We start from the raw sequence: 16,733 nt of genomic DNA, 5'->3' as shown, positions 1-16,733 counted from the left end.
CGGCGGATCCGCGCCCGCGCGGCCCGGCTCAGCGGCCGAGCTGCTTCAGCACCTCGGCCGGCTTGTTGGTGATGATCGCGGCCACCCCCAGCTCCAGGCACAGCTCGACGTCGGCCGGCTCGTCCACCGTCCACACGTGCACCTCGTGCCCCAGCTCGCGCAGCCGCGGCACCAGGTCCGGCTTGGCCCGGATCAGGTCGATGCCCGGCCCGGCGATCCGCGCCCCGCCCGGCAGCGGGCCGCCCTCGCGCAGCCGGCCCAGCAGCGGCAGCATCCGCTCGATCAGGAAGACCCGGCGGTAGTCCGGCGCGGCCGCGGCCACCCGGTTCAGCGCGATCGAGGAGAAACTCATGATCCGGGCGGATGGGCGGTCGCCCTCCCGCTCCGGGCCGATCTTGAACCGCTCCAGCATCGCCAGCAGCTCGGCCTCCACCCGGCCGCGGAAGCGCACCGGGTGCTTGGTCTCGATCGCCAGGTCCACCGGGCGGCCGCAGTCCACCACCAGCTCCAGCAGGCGCTCCAGCCGCAGCACGCCGCGCAGCTCCGGGTCGGTGCTGGGGCGGCCGGTCTTCCAGGCGCCGAAGTCGTACGCCTCCAGCTCGGCGAGGGTCATCGCGGAGACGGTGCCGCGGCCGTTGGAGACCCGGCCGATCCGGCGGTCGTGCACGCAGACCAGGTGGCCGTCCGCGGTGACCCGGACGTCGCACTCGACCGCGTCCGCGCCCTCGTCCAGGGCGCGCCGGTAGGCCGCCAGGGTGTGCTCGGGCAGGGCGTGGGAGGAACCGCGGTGGGCGATCACCTGGACGGGCGGCGCGGTGCGCGCCGCCGCCGGGGGCAGGTTGTTGCTGGTCACAGCGCCAACGATAGGCGGCGCAGGTGAAGCGGAGGCGAAGACGGTCCCAACCTGCGGGGCCGTCTTCGCTCCCACCGACTCAGTTCCGTGCGGCGCGGCGGGTGAGCGGGGTGAGCGCCCAGGTGGCCAGCGCGGGCACCAGGAAGGCGAACAGCGAGGCCGAGGTCCACTCCTGCGGAGTGAAGTGCAGCTTCTCCTGGGCCGAGGTCCAGAAGCCCGTCCACCAGTCCGCGACCTCGGTCGGCGCGAGGAACTGGTAGACCGCGAAGCCCAGCGCCCACGGCAGCAGCATCAGCCAGCGGGACGGCGCGTCGGCCGAGAGGTTCCAGCCGGACCGGCCCGCGCCGAAGAAGTAGTCCACCGCCAGCACGGCCAGCAGCGGCACGAAGACCGAGCCGATCAGGCCGAGGAAGTTGCTGTAGGTGTCGGTGAACCGGTCGATCCGCAGCGCCAGCACGGTGGTCAGCACGCCGATCGCGCCGCTGAGCACCCGGCGGTCCACCCGCGGCAGCAGGTTCTGCACCGACATCGCCGTCGAGTACACGTTGGCGAAGGACTGGTCGGTCTCGCGCAGCACCAGCACCAGCAGGAACAGCCAGCCGAACGACACCCCGAGGAAGGAGTCGAAGATCTTGTTCGGGTCGCCGTCCGACTGCAGCAGCGCCACCAGGCCGAGCACGTAGCACCAGACCTGGGCGACCGTGTAGCCGGAGAAGCTGCCCCAGAAGGCCGAACGCCCGGTGCGCGAGTGCCGGGTGTAGTCGGCGGCCAGCGGGACGAAGGAGATCGACACCGCGATCATCGTGTCGGTCGCGTGCAGGAAGCCCGTCCAGTTCCCGGCGCCCGGGTCCGGCACGCCCTGGCGGCCCAGCTGGACGGTGAAGTACACCATCGCCACGGCCACCGCCCCGGCCACGAAGCGGCGCAGCACCGCGATCGAGCCCAGCGGCCAGATGGTCAGCGCGGTGGTCAGCGCCCCCGCGAGCAGCACGAACAGCCAGCGGTAGCCGGTGGTGTGCGCGACGGTCTGCGCGCCGGCCGAGATGGTCAGCAGCTCGAAGACGCCCCAGCCGACGCACTGGACGATGTTCAGCACGGTCGGCAGGTACGACAGCCGGGTGCCGAACAGTCCGCGCAGGTTCGCCATCGCGGGGGCGCCGGTGCGGGCGCCGATCAGCGCGGCCACGGCGAGCATCGCGGTGCCGACCGCCGTCCCGGCCACGATCGCGGTCACCGCGGCGGCCAGCGACAGCTCGCCGCCCTTGTCGCCGAGCACGGTGGCGGCGGTGGAGAAGCCGATCAGGCTGACGCCGAGGTTCATCCAGAGCGCGAAGTGGTCCCGGAAGCGCAGCGTGCGCGGCGGCTCGGTGTCCAGGACGAGCGGCGCCTCGGCGCGCTCGGGGCGGGCCGGCCCGGCGGCCGGACCGGCGAGGTCCTGGGGCGCGGGCGCGCCCGCGGAAGAGGATGGCGAAGCAGGCGGCATGGCCGATACTCCCTACGCCGGCATTACCCGGACAGGTTCCGGCGGTCAGCGCCCCCTCGACGGTTCGCCGTCAGTCCTGTGGCGTACCGTCGACATGCGCACTCTCAGCCTGGTGGGTCCAAGCTCCCGCGTGTCAGTTTGGAGCGACAGGCTAACCGGCACCGGGGGGTGAACACCAAGGCCAGGGGGTGCGCGTTCCGCATCGCGGGACGTTCGGCGGGGTGGGGGAGCAGCCGGTCGTCAGCCGGTCGTCCGATGTCAGCGGGCCCGAACGTCGGTGGCGGCTAAGGATTCTTATGAGTTCTTCAGAGGGGTCCTTACGGCGATCGAATCGGCGGTGCGAAAAACTATGGTTCTTGGTTCTGTCAGCTATGGAGGTCGTCCGTGAGCACCGAGCGCGAGGTTGGGCCCACCGGGCCGCAGGGGGAGCAGCCCACGGGCGCCCAGGGAGCGGACGTTCCCGCTGCCGACGCCCCTGCTCAGGGCGGCGGGCACAAGCCGACCATGGCGTTCAGCCGGGTTCCGGACCCGGCGGCGAAGACCGAGCCGGAGCCTGCGGCCGAGGCGGCCGAGCCGGCCGAGGCCCCTTCGGCCGAGGCCGGGGCGGCTCCCGCTGACGGCGGGCACCAGCCGACCATGGCGTTCAGCCGGGTCCCCGACCCGGCGGCGAAGGCCGAGCCGGAGCCGGCCGAGGGCGGGCACAAGCCGACCGTCGCCTTCACCAAGGTCACCGCGCCGGAGGCCCCGGCGGCGCCCGCCGCCGAGCCCGTCGAGTCGACCGGGCCCGCCGAGCCCGTCGAGCCGACCGCGTCGGCCGAGCCCGCCGTCGACCCCGTCACCGGCTACCTCGACGCGCCGCCGCCGGTCCTGCCGCCCGCGCAGCCCGCCGCCGCGCCGGCCGCCCCCGTCCCGGCCGCGCTGCCGCAGGGCGGCAACCCGTACGCCACCCCGACCCACGGCGTCCCGGCCGCCGGCGGCCACGACCCGTACGGCGCCGCGCCCGCCCCCGCCGCGGACCCGTTCGGCGCCGCGCCCGCCCCCGGTGCGCCGATGACCGGCGGTCCCGCCGCGCACGCCCACCACCCCTTCGGCGCCGGCCAGCCGCTCGGCGGATGGGGCGCCCACGACGCCACCGCCGGCGGCCCCGGCCACCCCAACGGCCCGGCCGGCCCGCTCGGCTACCCGGCCGAGTACCCCGGCGGCCCGCAGGGCCCGTCCGGCCCGCGCAAGAAGCGCGGCGGCCTGGTCGCCCTGATCGCCGCCGTCGCGCTGGTCGCCGGGGTGGCCGGCGGCGCGATCGGCGTGACCGTCGCGAAGGACGGCGACAGCAACAGCTCCGCGAACGACCACCGCAGCACCACCGTCCAGGCCAGCAACACCCAGAAGACCGAGCCCGCCCCCGGCTCGATCGCCGGCATCGCCCAGAAGGCGCTGCCCAGCGTCGTCACCATCAAGGCGCAGGGCAACGGCGAGTCCGGCACCGGCACCGGCTTCGTCTTCGACACCGAGGGCCACATCCTCACCAACAACCACGTGGTCGCGCCGACCCTCGGCGCCGGCGGCGGCAAGCTCACCGTCAAGTTCGCCGACGGCACCTCCTACAACGCCTCGGTGCTGGGCAACGCGTCCGGCTACGACGTCGCCGTGGTCAAGATCGAGAACCCGCCGAAGGACAAGCTGACGCCGCTCCCGCTGGCCGACTCCGACAAGGTCAACGTCGGCGACACCACCATCGCGATCGGTGCGCCGTACGGCCTGGAGTCCACCGTCACCAGCGGCATCGTCAGCGCCAAGGACCGCCCGGTCGCCTCCGGCGACGAGACCGGCTCGCAGGCCTCGTACATGAACGCCCTGCAGACCGACGCCTCGATCAACCCCGGCAACTCCGGCGGCCCGCTGCTCGACGCCAGCGGCGCGGTGATGGGCATCAACTCGGCGATCCAGTCCAACGCCTCCGCCAACGGCCGGGCCGGCAGCATCGGCCTGGGCTTCGCCATCCCGATCAACCAGGCGAAGTGGGTGGCCGACACCCTGATCAAGACCGGCAAGCCCGTCTACGCCAAGCTCGACGTGCTGCGCAACGACGACTACAAGGGCGACGGCGCGCAGATCCAGACCCGCGACATCCAGGGCCAGCCGCCCGTCACCCCCGGCGGCGCCGCCGACAAGGCCGGCCTCAAGCCGGGCGACGTCATCACCAAGCTCGGCGGCGCGCCGATCGAGAACGGCCCCGCCCTGGTCAGCCGGATCTGGACGCACAAGCCCGGCGAGACCGTCGACGTCGAGTACACCCGCAACGGCCAGTCCTTCTCCACCAAGGTCACCCTCGGCTCGCGCGAGGGCGACCAGTGACCTCGGACCGCCGACCCGACCGCCGGTGAAACCGTGTGCACCGAACCCCCGCGAACCCGTTAGGCTGACCTCCGCCTGGAGAGCTGCCCGAGCGGCCTAAGGGAACAGTCTTGAAAACTGTCGTGGCGTGACCCGTCACCGTGGGTTCGAATCCCACGCTCTCCGCCGGTAGGAGAACAACCTGCTCAGGGCGGGTGCCGAGACCTCTCGGCACCCGCCCTTCGCGTTCGGCCGACAGCTCGGCCGCGGGCGGGAGTTGACCCTGACACCGTGGCAGGCGGTGGAGTGGAGGCACCATGTTGACCATCGGAGACTTCGCCAGCCACGGCCGGGTATCGGTCCGGATGCTGCGCCACTACGACGCGATCGGACTGCTGCGGCCCGCCCGGGTGGACCCGGCCAGCGGCTACCGCTCGTACGAGGCGGCCCAACTCGCCCGGCTGAACCGGGTGATCGCGCTCAAGGAACTCGGCTTCACGCTGCAGCAGGTGAAGGCCGTGCTCGACGAGGAGGTGGGCGCCGCCGAACTGCGCGGGATGCTGCGGATGCGGCGGGCCCAGCTCGCCGAGGCGATCGCGGCGGACGAGCAGCGGCTGACCCGGGTGGAGGCGAGGCTCCGGACGATCGAGAGCGAGGGACAGATGTCCGAGCACGATGTCGTGGTGAAGCCGGTGCCGTCCGTCCGGGTGGCCCAACTGACCGCCGTGGTGCGGAGTTACCAGCCGGAGGACATCGGGCCGGTGATCGGCCCGCTGTTCGCCGAGCTGTGCCGCCGGGTCGCCGAGGCCGGGATCGAGGAGACCGGCCCGGCCGTCGCCTGCTACCAGAACGGGCCGGACTACGACGGCTCGATCCTGGTCCGGGCCGCCGTACCGGTCGCGTCCTCGGTGCGGGCCGGCCGCGGCGACTTCGAGGTCGTCGACCTGCCGCCGATCGAGGCGGCGGCGTCCGTCGTGCACCGCGGCTCGATGGACGACGCGGTGGGCAGCTTCCAGGCGCTCGCCCGCTTCATCGAGGAGAACGGCTACCAGTCGGCCGGCTACGCCCGGGAGCTCTACCTGGAGTGCCCCGAGGACCCGGCGCGGTGGGTGGTCGAGCTGCAGGAGCCGGTGGTCCGCCGGTAGGGGGCAGCCGCCGGGCGGGGCTTGCCCTCGACCTGGTCGAGGGCCCTAGCGTCGCCCGGCGTGACCACCGCGACCGCTCCCGCCGGAGCCCCACCGCGCGCCGCGCTGCCCCGGTCGTACCTGCTCTGGCTGGTCGGCACCCAGGCCGGGCTGCTCGGCGACGCCGCGCTGTACTTCGCCCTCGGCTGGGCCGCCTCCGCGCACGGCGGCGGCGCGGCCGGGCTGGTGCTGACGGCGATCACCGTGCCGCGCACCGCGCTCGTCCTGCTGGGCGGTGCGGTCGCGGACCGGTTCGGCGCCCGGCGGGTGATGCTCGCCGGGGGCGCGGTGATGCTGGCCGCGACCGTCGCCCTGGCGGTCGCGGCCGGCGGCCGGGGCGGCGTGCCGCTGGGGCTGCTGGTCGCGGCGGCGGCCGTGACCGGGACGGTCGACGCGTTCCACCTCCCGGCGAGCGGGTCGATGCCGCGCCGGCTGGTGCCCGCCGAGCAGTTGCCCCGGGCGCTCGCGCTGCGGCAGGCCGGCGGGCAGAGCGCCGTGCTGCTCGGGGCGCCGCTGGGTGGCCTGCTGGTCGCGGCCGGCGGGCTGTCCGGCGCGGCGGCCGCGGACGCGGTCGGCTTCGGCGTCCTCCTGCTGGTCCTGCTGCGGATCCGGCCCCCGGCGCGCGCGGCGGGTACGGAACCGTCCGCCGGGCGCACCGGCGGCCTGCTGCGCGAGGCGGCCTCCGCCGTCCGGCTGGCCCGGCGCGACCCGCTGCTGCGGGCCGCGCTGCTGCTCACCGGCGCCGCCGCCGGGGCCGTCCTGCCGGTCCTGTCGCTGCTCGGGCCGCTGCTCGCCCGGTCGCACGGCTGGGCGGCGGGGACGGCCGGACTGGTGACCGGCGGACAGGCGGCCGGGGTGCTCGCGGTCGCGGGCCTGGTCGCCCGGCGCGGCACGCTGCCCCGCACGGGGGTCGGGGCGGCGGCCGGGCTCTGCGCGGCGTCGGCGGGCATCGCGCTGCTGGCACTGGCCCCCGCCCCGGCCGTCGCGGTGGTGGGCGGCGCGGTGGCCGGCGCGGGCTCCGGGCTGTTCGCGAACCACCTCGGGCCGCTGGTGCTGGGCGGCGCCCCGTCGTCCCATCTCTCGCGCGTGCAGGCACTGTTGACACTGGTGCAGAGCCTCGCGCTGGTGCTCGCCAACGGCCTGCTCGGCCTGCTCGCCGACCGCGCGGGCGCCACCCTGCCCGTCCTCCTGTGCGCCCTCGCCACCGCCACCGCCGGCCTCACCGCCCTCGCCACCCCCACCCTCCGCCGCGCCTGAACCCGCGGTCACGGGCACCCGATATCCCCCGGCCCGCCGCCGGGCGAGGCCCACTTGCCCGCCTCCGCCCCTCCGGGCAGAGTGCAGAGGCGGGGCGGCGCACGGTGAGCGGAGGCGGCGATGAGTGACCTGACGGACCGACTGGCGCAGGGGCTCCCGGCGGAGGCCGTGGTGGTGGATCCGGACGTGACCGCCGCGTACCGGCACGACATGGCGGGCTTCTGCGCCGCCGGCACGCCCGCCGTCGTCGTCTTCCCCGAGTCCGTCGAGCAGGTGCAGCACGTGCTGCGCACCGCCACCGAACTGCGCGTCCCGGTGGTGCCGCAGGGTGCCCGGACGGGGCTGTCCGGGGCCGCGAACGCCGTCGACGGCTGCATCGTGCTGTCCACGGTGAAGCTGGACCGGATCCTGGAGCTGGACCCGGTGAACCGGATCGCGGTGGTCGAGCCGGGCGTGGTGAACGCCGAACTGTCGCGCGCGGCCGCCGAGTTCGGCCTGGCCTACCCGCCGGACCCGTCCAGTTGGGAGTCCTGCACGATCGGCGGCAACATCGGCACCGGCGCGGGCGGGCTCTGCTGCGTGAAGTACGGCGTGACCAGCGAGTACGTCCTCGGCCTGGACGTGGTGCTGGCGGACGGGCGGCTGCTGTCCACCGGGCGCCGGACGGCCAAGGGCGTCGCCGGGTACGACCTGACCCGGCTGCTGGTGGGCTCGGAGGGGACGCTGGGCGTGGTGGTCCGGGCGGTGCTGGCGCTGCGTCCCGCGCCGGAGCCGCAGTTGGCGTTGGCCGCGGAGTTCCCGAGCGCGGACGCGGCCGGGGAGGCGGTCTGCGCGGTGATGGCGAGCGGCCTGACGCCGTCGTTGATGGAGCTGATGGACGCGGTCTCGGTGCGGGCCGTCAACGAGCTGGCGCGGATGGGCCTGCCGGAGTCGACGCAGGCGCTGCTGCTGGTGGCCTTCGACGGGCCGGACCGCGTCGCGGAGTCGGCCCGGGTCGCGGAGCTGTGCCGGGCGGCCGGGGCGACGGAGGTGGTGCCGGCCGAGGACCAGGCGGAGTCGGACCTGCTGCTGGAGGCCCGGCGGCTGGCGCTGCCCGCGATGGACCGGCTGGGCACGACGATGATCGACGACGTGGCGGTGCCGCGTTCCCGACTGGCCGAGATGCTGAACGGGGTCGCGTCGATCGCCGAGCGGCACGCACTGACCATCGGGGTGGTCAGCCACGCCGGGGACGGCAACACCCACCCGATCGTGATCTTCGACGCCTCGGACGAGGACCAGGCGGTACGGGCGCAGCGTTCCTTCGACGAGATCATGGCGCTCGGCCTGGAACTGGGCGGCACGATCACCGGGGAGCACGGGGTGGGGCTGCTGAAGCGGGAGTGGTTGGCGCGCGAGCTGGGGCCGGTGGCGCTGGGCCTGCAGCGGCAGCTGAAGGCGGTTTTCGACCCGCTGGGAATCCTCAACCCGGGCAAGATGGTCTGATGTTCAACGCCGCTCGACGCCTTTGTCGCACCCTCCTCCCGGTGTGACTTTCTGATCGTACAGAAATGGCCGGAAATATCGACATGGAAGGGTGATCGAACTTTTCGGGGGCGCATGCGCGGGCCGAGCGCGCCGGGGTGGTGCGCTCGGCGGCTCGTGCGACGGCGGCGCGCTGGTCGGCGAGCGTCCCCCACGGTCCACCGTCCGGGCGAAATCCCAGCTCGGTGGTGGTGTGTCGGCGCGCTGTCCGTTCCCGTGGTCGTTATTCACCGCCCCGGTGGATATCACGCGAACGGGCGAAAATCGTTCCGGGAACTCGCGCTTTGTCGATTTGTTGCGGAAGCCTGTCCCTCGGCGTCGCAGCCATGGGCGTTCGTCTGGCCGGCGAACTCCCACGCACCCTGCTCGACCATTGCATGATGAACAGCTTCTTGGAGGCTTTGATGGCTCGCATCCACACCCGCCGGGTGGCCGGATTCCTGCTCGCCGCCCCGCTCGCGGCGGGGCTGCTGCTGGCGGGCGCCGGTGCCGCCGCCGCCGACAACGGCGCGGGCGCCGCGGCCGGCTCCAACGCCGGCGTGGTGTCCAACGTCGGCACCGGCAACGTCTTCGGCGGGGTCGACGGCAACTACGTGTCCACCCAGCAGACCGCGACCGGCTCGGGCGCCTCGAACCAGAACAACACCCTCGCGGTGAAGGACAACGCGGGGAACGTCATGGGCGGCCAGGGCAACAAGAACATCAACGTCATCTTCGCCCCGGTCTTCCCCTGACGACGCCGGGCACCACCGAGGGCGGGGGCGCCCGAGGTGGCCGGCCGCGGGTGAGCTGAGCATCCGCGGCGGGGCCCGAAGCGGTCGCGCACGCGACGGAGGACGACAGCGAACGACAGCGAACGACGAAGAGACGACAAGCGCATGTCCGGCCGGCGGAAAGGGTCTCCGCGAACCGGTCCCGTGGGCGGTGCCGACACCGGCACCGCCCACACGCGCGTTCCGGTCCGCCCCACCCGCCCCCGCCTGCCCGGACGCGCCCAGCGAGGGCCCGGGCCCGGCGTCGTCGGCCCTCGGCGGTACCGTTGCGCTCCGACAGCGCACCACGCGCCCGGGCCCGCAGGACGGCCCGGCCGGGGTGGCGACCGCGGCGACCGGAGGGAAGGGGCACGCGATGGCTGAGGAGGAGGGCCTGACCGGCCCGCGCGCGGACCGGTCCGCACCGGAGCCGTACGCGCGACCGCTGCAGCCCGAGCGCACGCCCGGCCCGGGTTCCGTCCCCGAGCTGCTGCTCGGCCGCCCGCCGATGGCCCGCCCGCTGCCGAACTTCGACCACGAGGCCGCCCCCGCCGAGCCCGGCCCGCTGTTCGTGGAGTGGCTCGCCACCGCGCTGGACGCCGGGGTGCTCGACCCGCAGGCCTTCACCCTCTCCACCGTCGACGCGGACGGCATGCCCGACGCCCGGGTGCTGGTGCTGCGCGACGTCGACGCGGCCGGCACCGGCTGGAACTTCTCGGCCACCGCGGACAGCCCCAAGGGCCGCCAGCTCGCCGACCACCCGGCCGCCGCGCTGACCGTCTACTGGCCGCAGCTGGGCCGTCAGGTGCGCGTGCGCGGCACCGTCGAGCGGGCCGCCGACCTGGTCGCCGCCGCCGAGTTCGCCACCCGCTCGCCCGCCGCCCGGGCCGCCGCGATGGTCGGGCGGCAGAGCGAGCAGCTGGGCACGCTCGCCGAGTACGACGAGGCGATGGAGGTCGCCCAGCGCCGCCTGGAGGCCGCCCCGGACCTGGTCGCGCCGGGCCACGCGGTCTACACCCTGTGGGCGCACGAGGTGGAGTTCTGGCAGGGCGACGCCCGGCGCCGGCACGTCCGGCTGCGCTACACCCGTACCGGCCCGGTCCGCACCCCGGAGTGGTCCCGCGCCCTGCTCTGGCCGTAGCGCCCGTAACGCCCGTGACGCCCGTGGCGCTCGTGGCGCCCGGGTGAAGACCGGCTGCTACCGCCGCCCGGTCAGCGTGGCGCCCACGCTGGCCGCGACCACGCAGCCGATCCCGGCCAGCTGCGGCACGCCCAGCAGCTGGCCGAGCACCACCAGCCCGACCAGCGCGCTGACCGCCGGCTCCAGGCTGACCAGCACGCTGAACACCCGCTGCGGCATCCGGCGCAGCGCCGTCATCTCCAGCGTGTAGGGGAGCACCGGCAGCAGCACCGCGACCCCGGCCACCGCGGCGAGCAGCAGCAGCGGCGAGGCGCCCGGGGCGGTCAGCCCGTCCCAGGCCTCGCCGAACCCGAACGGCGCCAGGGCGAGCGCGCCGACCGTCATCGACACCGCGAGCCCCTGGAAGCCCTCGAACACGGCGCCGACCCGGTCGGTGAACAGGATGTACGCCGAGTAGCAGGCGGCCGCCCCGAAGGCGTAGAGCAGGCCGACCGGGTCCAGCGAGCCGCCGTCGCCGCCCTCGCCGAGCAGGGTCAGCAGGACGACCCCGGCCGCCGCGAGCAGTGCCCAGAGCAGGTGGCTGGCCCGCCGCGCGAAGAACAGGGCGACGGCCAGCGGGCCGAGGAACTCGATCGTCGCGGCGGTGCCCATCGGCAGCCGGTCGATCGCCCCGGCGAACAGGTAGGTCATCCCCGCCGAGGCCACGCCGAGCAGCGCGGCCGCCGCGAGGTCGCGCGGCCGCTTGCCGCGCAGCCTGGGCCGGGTGACGGCGAGCAGGATGACGGCGGCGAAGCCGAGCCGCAGGAAGGTCGTGCCGCTGACCCCGAGCGGGCCGAACAGCGGCTTGGACAGCGCGATGCCGGTCTGCACCAGGAACATCGCGGCCAGACACAGCAGCGGCGCCGGGATCCTCTCCGGGCGCCGCAGGATCGTGCCGATCCGGCCGGTCGACCGGCCGGGGGCCACCCCGGGTGGTGCCGCGGAGCCGGGCTCCCCGGCTCGTCGCCAGCTGCCCCGCTCGCCGGCGGGCTCGCCCTTGGGGGCGGGCGGCATGGCCAGGGCCTCGGCGACGGCGGCGGCCGACGTCGGGGCAGCGGTTTCGCTGGGACGGGAGGTGGGCATGCTGACGAGTTTGCCGTAAGGAGTGAGGAGCGAGCAAGCTCGTTACAAAAATCGGGACGGAAGCGGACGGGTGCCCCCGAAAGGGTGGACTCGCGCGGGCACTGCGGCGTGGTTGCGGCGTTCGTCCGATGGTCCGTCAGTATCAAGGCCGGGTGCGCTATCTCCGCCCCGCGGCCCTGCTCGCCGCCTCCCTCGTGCTCCTGCTGGCCGCCGGCGGGACGGGCGGGAGCGCCGAGGCCACCGCCCCGGCCGCCGCCGCCGTCCCGCGCATCCGGGCCGTCACCCTGCCCGACCGGATCGGCCCGCCCAAGGTCCGCGACACCTGGTCCGGCCCCGCCTTCGACGCCTGCTCCGCCCCCGCGCTCGACACCCTGCGGGCCTGGCGCGGCGCCTCCCCGTACGGGGCGCTCGGCATCTACGTCAGCGGCGGCCAGCGCGGCTGCGCCCAGCCCCGGCTCACCGCCGACTGGGTCCGCCAGGCGCGGGCGATGGGCTGGCACTTCCTGCCGGTGCACGTCGGCCTGCAGGCGCCCTGCGCCGACCCGACCCACAAGCCCAAGCGGATCGACCCGGCGAACGCCGCCCGCCAGGGCCGGGAGGAGGCGGACGAGGCCGCGCACGCGCTCCGCTCGCTCGGCTTCGGCCGGGGCGCCCCGGTCTACCTGGACATCGAGTCCTACCCGATGCGCGACCCGGCCTGCGGCCAGGCCGTCGTCGAGTTCACCCTCGGCTGGACCGAGGCCCTGCACGCGGCCGGCTACCGCTCAGGCTTCTACTCCAGCCTGGACTCCGGCGTCGCCGACCTGGCCGCCGCCGCCCGGGCCGGCAGCTCCCCGCTGCCCGACGCGCTCTGGTACGCCCGCTGGGACGACCAGGCCGACACCGGCGGCTCCGGCCGGCTCGCCCCCGACCTCTGGGCCCCGCACCAGCGCGTCCACCAGTACCGGGGCAACGTCGAGGAGAGCTACGGCGGCGCCGCCCTCACCGTCGACCGCGACCAGGTGGACGGTCCGACCGCCGACTGACTCCCCGGCCGGCCCGCCCCCGGATAGGGTTGCTCCCCACTCAGCGCAGACCGAAGGGGGACGGGCATGCCGAACGGCCAGCAGCCGGGCGGAGCCGAGGGGTACGGCGCCGCACCGCGGCACGACCCGTACGGGCAGCCGGTGCCGCCGCAGCCGGTGCCGAACAACCCGTACGCGCAGCCGTACGGCCAACAGCCGTACGTCCCGCCGCAGTTCGCCGCACCGCAGTTCGCCGCACCGCCGGGCGCCGCCCAACCGCGGCCCCCGCACCCCGGCGGCCCGTCCGGCCCGGCCGGCCCGCTGCCACGCCGCAACCGCGCGCTCGTGCTGCTCCAGTTCGTCCTGCAGTGGATCTACGCCCCGCTCTGGATCCTCGGCCTGGTCCTGGTCTTCCTCCTCGTGATCGTCGCGGCCCTCGGCAACGCCAACATCGACGGCCCCAGTTCGGACGGCTGGCTCCGGGTCAACCGGAGCTTCATCCCGCCGCGGCGCCTGCGCGCCGAGCTCAGCGGCCGTCCGGAGGTCTGGGAGCGGTACGTCACGCCGATCCTGGCGCGCCGGATCGCCGCCGCCGAGGCGAAGTACGCGGCCGGCGACGGCACGGTGCTGCCCGACCACGGCCGGGAGGTGCGGATCGAGCTGGCGGCCCGGCTGTACCGGGGCCTCGGCGCGGTCGGCGTGATCCGGCTCGCCGAGCGGTACGGCTGGCGCGGCGCCGACTCCGGGGCCGACCGGGAGCACGTCCGGCTCGCCCGCGCCTTCCCCGCCCCGGCGGCGGTCCCCGCGCCCTCCCCGCAGGACCCGCCGGCCGCCCCCGGCACCCCGTGGGGCCCGCAGCCGGTCCGCTTCGCGCCGCTGCTGCCGCTGATCGCGGTGGCGCAGCTCGTCTACGTCCCGGTGTTCGGCCTGCTGACCTGCTGGGTGAGCCACCCCGAGCCGGACTGGTGGGACCGCTGGGGCGCCCGCTGGACGGTCGGCCCGCGCGCCTTCCGGGCCGAGTTCACCAACAGCCCGGCCGCCTGGGAGCGCCACGTCCGCCGCATCCTCAAGCGCTACGCCAAGGCGCCGGCCCCGGCCGCCGGCACCGTCCCGAACCCGGGCACCCTGCAGCGGATCCGGCTCAACCGGGCCACCTACCGGGGCATCGGCGCCCAGCAGGCCCTGCGCATCGCCGCCGAACAGGGCTGGGCGGTCGACCCGGCCTACCTCCCCGACCCGGCCCACAGCCTTCGCCTCGCCCGCCCGCTGCCGGGCCAAAACGGGGCGAATCCGTGATGCTCGCAACCAGGCCGGAGGGCTGACAGCGTGCGGCCGGAGCGGCACAATCGGGCACGTCCGCGCGCATTACCGCCCAGTAGGTGCCCGCAGGCGCAGCCGCCAGAGCCGCCCGGTCAAGGAGGACCCGTGTTCAGCACGATGCAGGACGTCCCGCTCACCGTCGCCAGGATCCTGGAGCACGGGTCCACGATCCACGCCCGGTCGACCGTCACCACCTGGGACGGCACCGGCCCGGTCGTCCGGACGTACGCCGAGGTCGGCGCCCGCGCCGCCCAGCTCGCGTACGCGCTGCGCGACGAGCTCGGGGTGAGCGCCGACGACCGGGTCGCCACCCTGATGTGGAACAACGCCGAGCACCTGGAGGCGTACCTGGCCGTCCCCTCGATGGGGGCGGTGCTGCACACCCTCAACCTGCGACTGCCCGGCCAGCAGCTGTCGTTCATCGTCAACCACGCCGCCGACCACGCGATCATCGTCAACGGCAGCGTCCTGCCGCTGCTCGCCGCCGTCCTGCCGGAGCTGGCGCCGACGCTCAAGCACATCGTGGTCAGCGGCCCCGGCGACCGCTCCCTGCTCGCGGGCTTCGCCGGCACCGTGCACGACTACGAGGAACTGATCGCGGGCCGGCCCACCAGCTACCCGTGGCGCACCGACATCGACGAGCGGCAGGCCGCCGCGCTCTGCTACACCTCCGGCACCACCGGGGACCCGAAGGGCGTGCTGTACAGCCACCGCTCGATCTACCTGCACTGCATGCAGGTCAACACCGGCGACAACTTCGCCTTCACCGCGCAGGACACCGCGCTGCCGGTGGTGCCGATGTTCCACGTGAACGCCTGGGGCATCCCGCACGCCGCCTTCATGTCCGGCGCCAACCTGCTGATGCCGGACCGCTTCCTGCAGCCCAAGCCGATGGCCGAGATGATCGCCGCCGTCCGACCCACCGTCAGCGCCGCCGTCCCCACCATCTGGAGCGGCCTGCTGGACGAGCTGGACGCGGGCGACTACGACACCTCCAGCCTGCGCATGGTGGTCATCGGCGGCAGCGCCTGCCCGCCCTCGCTGATGAAGGCCTTCGACGAGCGCCACGGCATCCGGGTGCTGCACGCCTGGGGCATGACCGAGACCTCCCCGCTGGGCTCCTTCGCCCAGCCGCCCGGCGGCCTCACCCCCGAGCAGGAGTGGCCGTACCGGATCACCCAGGGCCTCTTCCCGGCCTCCGTCGAGGCCCGGCTGATCGGCCCGGGCGGTGAGCGGATGCCGCACGACGGCGTCGCGGCCGGCGAGCTGGAGGTGCGCGGCCCGTGGATCGCGGCGGCGTACTACGGCGGCGCCGGGCAGGACCCGGTCCGCCCGGACGACAAGTTCTCCGAGGACGGCTGGCTGCGCACCGGCGACGTCGGCACCATCACCGCGGACGGCTACCTGACCCTCACCGACCGGGCCAAGGACGTGATCAAGTCGGGCGGGGAGTGGATCTCCTCGGTCGAGCTGGAGAACGCCCTGATGGCCCACCCCGAGGTGGCCGAGGCCGCCGTGGTCGCCGTTCCGGACGAGAAGTGGGGCGAGCGCCCGCTGGCCACCGTGGTGCTGCGCCCGGGCGCGACGGCCGGGCTGAAGGAGCTGCGGGCCTTCCTCGCCGAGCGGATCGCCTCCTGGCAGCTGCCGGAGCGCTGGGCGATCGTCGAGTCGGTGCCGAAGACCTCGGTCGGCAAGTTCGACAAGAAGGTGATCCGGGCCGGCTACGCGGCGGGCGAGCTGGACGTCACGGTCCTCGGCAAGGAGTAGGCGCCGACGGACGGAGGCCGGTTCCACGTGGAACCGGCCTCCTCGCGTTCCCGAGCACCGGGGCTAACCCGCGGCGGCGACGCCCGCCTCGCCCATCGTGCCGATCCGCCCGAGCAGGTCGACGATCCGGGACTGCACGTCCGCGCCGGTCGAGCGCTCGGCGAGGAACAGCACCGTCTCGCCGGTGCGCAGCCGGGGCAGCTCGCGCGGGTCGAGGTCCACCGAGGTGTAGACCACCAGCGGGGTGCGGTGCAGCCGGTCGTTGGCGCGCAGCCAGTCCAGCAGGCCGACCCGGCGGCGGCGGATCTGCAGCAGGTCCATCACCACCAGGTTGGGCTGCACGCTGCTGGCCCGGGACACCGCGTCGTTCTCGTCCGCCGCGTGCTCGACGTGCATGCCGCGCCGCTCCAGGCTGCTGATCATGGCGGCGGCGATGTCCGGGTCGCTCTCGACCAGCAGCACCCGCGGGGCGTGGTGCTCGCCGTCGCGCGGGGCGAGGGCGCGCAGCAGCACGGCCGGGTCGGCGCCGTACGCGGCGTCCCGGGTGGCCTGGCCGAGGCCGGCGGTGACCAGCACCGGGATCCGCCGGTTGAGCGCGGCGGTGCGCAGCGACTGCAGCGCGGTGCGGGTGATCGGGCCGGTCAGCGGGTCGACGAAGAGCGCGGCCGGGTCGGCCGCGACCTGGGCGTCCACCTCCTCGCGGGAGCGGACGATCACCGGGTGGTAGCCGCGGGCCTGCAGCGCCTGCTGGGTGGCCGGGTCGGGCTCGGGCCAGACCAGCAGTCGGCGGACGTCGGCCGACTCCCCGGGCGCGGCGGCCGGCGGCCGCCCCTCGGCGGCGCGGTCCTGGGCGGGCGGCAGTTCGGCCATCGGACGCGCGGCGGCACGGGCCTCGGCCGGGACCGGCTGCTGCGCGGGCAGGGCCGGCAGCGCCGCGGGGCCGAGCGGGCGCGGCGGGGCGAGCTCGGCCAGGCCGGTGCCGACCGGGCGCGGGG

General features: G+C 75.0%; 13 protein-coding genes, 1 tRNA gene and 1 riboswitch. Of the genes, 10 read left to right on the top strand and 4 right to left on the bottom strand.

What is annotated here, in order from left to right; all coding sequences use genetic code 11:
- Nucleotides 1-28: 28 nt before the first annotated feature.
- Nucleotides 29-853: a glycerophosphodiester phosphodiesterase family protein gene (locus VM95_RS04030; RefSeq protein WP_244178620.1), complete on the bottom strand. Its 825-nt coding sequence runs from the start codon at nucleotides 851-853 to the stop codon at nucleotides 29-31.
- Nucleotides 854-932: 79 nt separating this feature from the next.
- On the bottom strand, nucleotides 933-2,336 hold the full coding sequence (locus tag VM95_RS04025) for a purine-cytosine permease family protein (RefSeq protein WP_078859588.1): 1,404 nt from the start codon (nucleotides 2,334-2,336) through the stop codon (nucleotides 933-935).
- Nucleotides 2,329-2,476, bottom strand: a riboswitch (TPP riboswitch). Its footprint overlaps the gene before it by 8 nt.
- Nucleotides 2,477-2,720: 244 nt before the next feature.
- Here VM95_RS04025 and VM95_RS04015 point away from each other — a divergent pair.
- The 7 genes from VM95_RS04015 (at nucleotide 2,721) to VM95_RS03985 (ending at nucleotide 10,525) form a co-directional block, all read left to right on the top strand.
- Nucleotides 2,721-4,688, top strand: a complete 1,968-nt coding sequence (locus tag VM95_RS04015) for a S1C family serine protease (RefSeq protein ID WP_341845987.1) — start codon at nucleotides 2,721-2,723, stop codon at nucleotides 4,686-4,688.
- Nucleotides 4,689-4,765: 77 nt separating this feature from the next.
- Nucleotides 4,766-4,853: transfer RNA gene (locus VM95_RS04010), tRNA-Ser, on the top strand.
- Nucleotides 4,854-4,984: 131 nt separating this feature from the next.
- Nucleotides 4,985-5,812 (top strand): MerR family transcriptional regulator, encoded by an 828-nt coding sequence (locus VM95_RS04005; RefSeq protein WP_045692617.1) that lies wholly within the window; start codon nucleotides 4,985-4,987, stop codon nucleotides 5,810-5,812.
- A 60-nt stretch (nucleotides 5,813-5,872) separates the two neighbouring features.
- The gene (locus VM95_RS04000) at nucleotides 5,873-7,108 is read left to right on the top strand and encodes an MFS transporter (RefSeq protein WP_045692616.1); all 1,236 of its coding nucleotides are present in this window, start codon (nucleotides 5,873-5,875) and stop codon (nucleotides 7,106-7,108) included.
- A gap of 120 nt (nucleotides 7,109-7,228) precedes the next feature.
- Nucleotides 7,229-8,593, top strand: coding sequence for an FAD-binding oxidoreductase (locus tag VM95_RS03995; protein ID WP_045692615.1), 1,365 nt, complete (start codon nucleotides 7,229-7,231; stop codon nucleotides 8,591-8,593).
- Nucleotides 8,594-9,036: 443 nt separating this feature from the next.
- Complete coding sequence (locus VM95_RS41200; protein WP_045692614.1) at nucleotides 9,037-9,366, top strand: hypothetical protein; 330 nt, start codon at nucleotides 9,037-9,039, stop codon at nucleotides 9,364-9,366.
- Between the two features lie 394 nt (nucleotides 9,367-9,760).
- Nucleotides 9,761-10,525: a pyridoxine/pyridoxamine 5'-phosphate oxidase gene (locus VM95_RS03985; protein WP_244178619.1), complete on the top strand. Its 765-nt coding sequence runs from the start codon at nucleotides 9,761-9,763 to the stop codon at nucleotides 10,523-10,525.
- Nucleotides 10,526-10,582: 57 nt separating this feature from the next.
- Here the strand turns inward: VM95_RS03985 and VM95_RS03980 are convergent, their stop codons facing one another.
- The gene (locus VM95_RS03980; protein WP_208615399.1) at nucleotides 10,583-11,647 is read right to left on the bottom strand and encodes an EamA family transporter; all 1,065 of its coding nucleotides are present in this window, start codon (nucleotides 11,645-11,647) and stop codon (nucleotides 10,583-10,585) included.
- A gap of 152 nt (nucleotides 11,648-11,799) precedes the next feature.
- Between VM95_RS03980 and VM95_RS03975 the strand changes: the two genes are divergently transcribed.
- The 3 genes from VM95_RS03975 (at nucleotide 11,800) to VM95_RS03965 (ending at nucleotide 15,738) form a co-directional block, all read left to right on the top strand.
- Nucleotides 11,800-12,672 carry a DUF1906 domain-containing protein gene (locus VM95_RS03975; protein ID WP_157881987.1) on the top strand — a complete coding sequence of 291 codons (873 nt, stop codon included), beginning with the start codon at nucleotides 11,800-11,802 and terminating at the stop codon, nucleotides 12,670-12,672.
- A 66-nt stretch (nucleotides 12,673-12,738) separates the two neighbouring features.
- Nucleotides 12,739-13,947, top strand: a complete 1,209-nt coding sequence (locus VM95_RS03970; RefSeq protein WP_045692612.1) for a hypothetical protein — start codon at nucleotides 12,739-12,741, stop codon at nucleotides 13,945-13,947.
- A gap of 129 nt (nucleotides 13,948-14,076) precedes the next feature.
- Nucleotides 14,077-15,738 (top strand): long-chain fatty acid--CoA ligase, encoded by a 1,662-nt coding sequence (locus VM95_RS03965; RefSeq protein WP_045692611.1) that lies wholly within the window; start codon nucleotides 14,077-14,079, stop codon nucleotides 15,736-15,738.
- 63 nt (nucleotides 15,739-15,801) lie between these two features.
- On the opposite strand, the gene VM95_RS03960 is transcribed toward VM95_RS03965, so the two are convergent.
- Nucleotides 15,802-16,733 (bottom strand): PleD family two-component system response regulator (locus VM95_RS03960; RefSeq protein ID WP_045692610.1); only part of this gene is annotated, 932 nt, incomplete at its 5' end.

It is taken from the genome of Streptomyces rubellomurinus (genome assembly GCF_000961885.1).
Classification (GTDB): domain Bacteria; phylum Actinomycetota; class Actinomycetes; order Streptomycetales; family Streptomycetaceae; genus Kitasatospora; species Kitasatospora rubellomurina.
This window is presented reverse-complemented; position numbering and strand designations above follow the sequence as displayed.

Bases quoted from the DNA above. Each gene is read 5' to 3' on its own strand.
- VM95_RS04025 (WP_078859588.1), bottom strand. From the start codon at position 2,336: ATGCCGCCTGCTTCGCCATCCTCTTCCGCGGGCGCGCCCGCGCCCCAG.
- VM95_RS04005 (WP_045692617.1), top strand. From the start codon at position 4,985: ATGTTGACCATCGGAGACTTCGCCAGCCACGGCCGGGTATCGGTCCGG.
- VM95_RS03995 (WP_045692615.1), top strand. From the start codon at position 7,229: ATGAGTGACCTGACGGACCGACTGGCGCAGGGGCTCCCGGCGGAGGCC.
- VM95_RS41200 (WP_045692614.1), top strand. From the start codon at position 9,037: ATGGCTCGCATCCACACCCGCCGGGTGGCCGGATTCCTGCTCGCCGCC.
- VM95_RS03985 (WP_244178619.1), top strand. From the start codon at position 9,761: ATGGCTGAGGAGGAGGGCCTGACCGGCCCGCGCGCGGACCGGTCCGCA.
- VM95_RS03980 (WP_208615399.1), bottom strand. From the start codon at position 11,647: ATGCCCACCTCCCGTCCCAGCGAAACCGCTGCCCCGACGTCGGCCGCC.
- VM95_RS03970 (WP_045692612.1), top strand. From the start codon at position 12,739: ATGCCGAACGGCCAGCAGCCGGGCGGAGCCGAGGGGTACGGCGCCGCA.